Genomic DNA, 1,887 nt, shown 5'->3' with positions numbered 1-1,887 from the left:
ACCGGGCCAGCAACCTGCGCACCAGTCCGCGTCACCGTCTCGACGATCTTGCGCGCCGAGGTGTCGATGACCTCATGGTCGTATGCCTTGAGCCTGATGCGGATCTTCTGTCCCGCCATGGTGGCTTCGCCTGTCCTTCTCATTCAGTGGCCAGATGCCCGGCCGGTGTTCCTTGGCTGCCTTCGAATCCGTCCGATGGGGCGCGGCGGCTCAGCGGCCGTCGCGCCCCATCGGCGCGGTGTGGAACTACTTGAGGATCTTCGTGACCCGACCGGCGCCGACGGTGCGGCCGCCCTCGCGGATGGCGAAGCGCAGACCCTCCTCCATCGCGATCGGCTGGATCATGTCGACCTTCATGTTGGTGTTGTCACCAGGCATGACCATCTCGGTGCCCTCGGGGAGGGTCACGACGCCGGTCACGTCGGTGGTCCGGAAGTAGAACTGCGGACGGTAGTTGTTGAAGAACGGCGTGTGCCGTCCACCCTCGTCCTTGCTCAGGATGTAGACCGCAGCCTCGAACTCCGTGTGCGGGGTCACCGACCCTGCCTTGCACACGACCTGGCCGCGCTCGACGTCCTCGCGCTTGATGCCACGAAGCAGCAGGCCCACGTTCTCGCCGGCCCGGCCCTCGTCGAGCAGCTTGCGGAACATCTCCACACCAGTGACGGTGGTCTTGGTGACCTCGGGGCGGATCCCGACGATCAGGACCTCCTCGTTCACCTTGACGACGCCGCGCTCGATGCGCCCGGTCACGACGGTGCCGCGGCCGGTGATCGTGAAGACATCCTCGACCGGCATCAGGAACGGCTTGTCGATCTCGCGCTCCGGGGTCTTGATGAACGTGTCGACCGCGTCCATCAGCTCCATGATCGACTCGCCCCACTTGGCGTCGCCAGCCAGGGCCGGTACGGCAGCCACGCGGATGATCGGCGTGTCGTCACCGGGGAACTCATAGGCGTCGAGGAGCTCGCGCACCTCCATGTCCACGAGCTCGAGGATCTCCTCGTCGTCGACCATGTCGCACTTGTTCAGCGCGACGACGATCGCCGGCACACCCACCTGGCGGGCCAGGAGCACGTGCTCCTTGGTCTGCGGCATGGGGCCGTCGGTCGCGGCGACCACCAGGATCGCGCCGTCCATCTGGGCAGCGCCGGTGATCATGTTCTTGATGTAGTCCGCGTGACCAGGGCAGTCGACGTGCGCGTAGTGGCGCGCCTCGGTCTGGTACTCGACGTGCGCGATCGAGATGGTGATGCCGCGCTGACGCTCCTCGGGAGCCTTGTCGATCTGGTCGAACGGGGTGAACGGGTTCACGTCGGGAAACTTGTCGTGCAGCACCTTGGTGATCGCCGCGGTAAGAGTCGTCTTACCGTGGTCGATGTGCCCGATGGTGCCGATGTTGACGTGCGGCTTGGTCCGCTCGAACTTGGCCTTCGCCACTGGGGTCCCTCCTGATGGACGTTGGACCCGTCTGGCGACGTGGTCCGCTTCTTGGTTGTCGGTCTTGTTGTCGTGCCCCGTGGTGGGCTTCCTCACACTGTGAGGTCACTCACCCCGGTGGATTGTGGGGTACTACTCGCCCTTCGCCTTCGCGATGATCTCCGTCGCGACGCTGTTGGGCACCTGGGCATAGGAGTCGAACTGCATGGAGTAGCTCGCCCGGCCCTGTGTCTTGCTGCGCAGGTCTCCGACGTAGCCGAACATCTCGGACAGCGGAACCAATGCCCTGACGATGCGTGCGCCGGAGCGCTCGTCCATGGCCTGGATGTGCCCGCGGCGGGAGTTGAGGTCGCCGATCACCTCGCCCATGAAGTCCTCGGGGGTGGTGACCTCCACGGACATCATCGGCTCGAGCAGGACCGGGGTGGCCTTGCGCGCTGCTTCCTT

General features: G+C 65.3%; 2 protein-coding genes and 1 pseudogene. All 3 read right to left on the bottom strand.

The annotated features are described in order from the left end of the window. Positions 1–119, bottom strand: a 119-nt coding sequence (locus VET27_RS19145) for a 30S ribosomal protein S10 (protein ID WP_526520969.1), incomplete at its 3' end; no start/stop codon positions are given. Positions 120–246: 127 nt separating this feature from the next. Continuing rightward, positions 247–1,440: an elongation factor Tu gene (gene tuf / locus VET27_RS19140; protein ID WP_526520967.1), complete on the bottom strand. Its 1,194-nt coding sequence runs from the start codon at positions 1,438–1,440 to the stop codon at positions 247–249. 132 nt (positions 1,441–1,572) lie between these two features. Beyond that, positions 1,573–1,887 (bottom strand): annotated as a pseudogene (gene fusA, locus VET27_RS19135) (elongation factor G); the annotation flags it as partial.

This window comes from Mycobacterium sp. (genome assembly GCF_035633495.1).
Taxonomy (GTDB): Bacteria; Actinomycetota; Actinomycetes; order Mycobacteriales; family Mycobacteriaceae; genus Mycobacterium.
The sequence above is the reverse complement of the archived record's forward strand: the minus strand, read 5'-3'. Positions and strand labels throughout refer to the sequence as shown.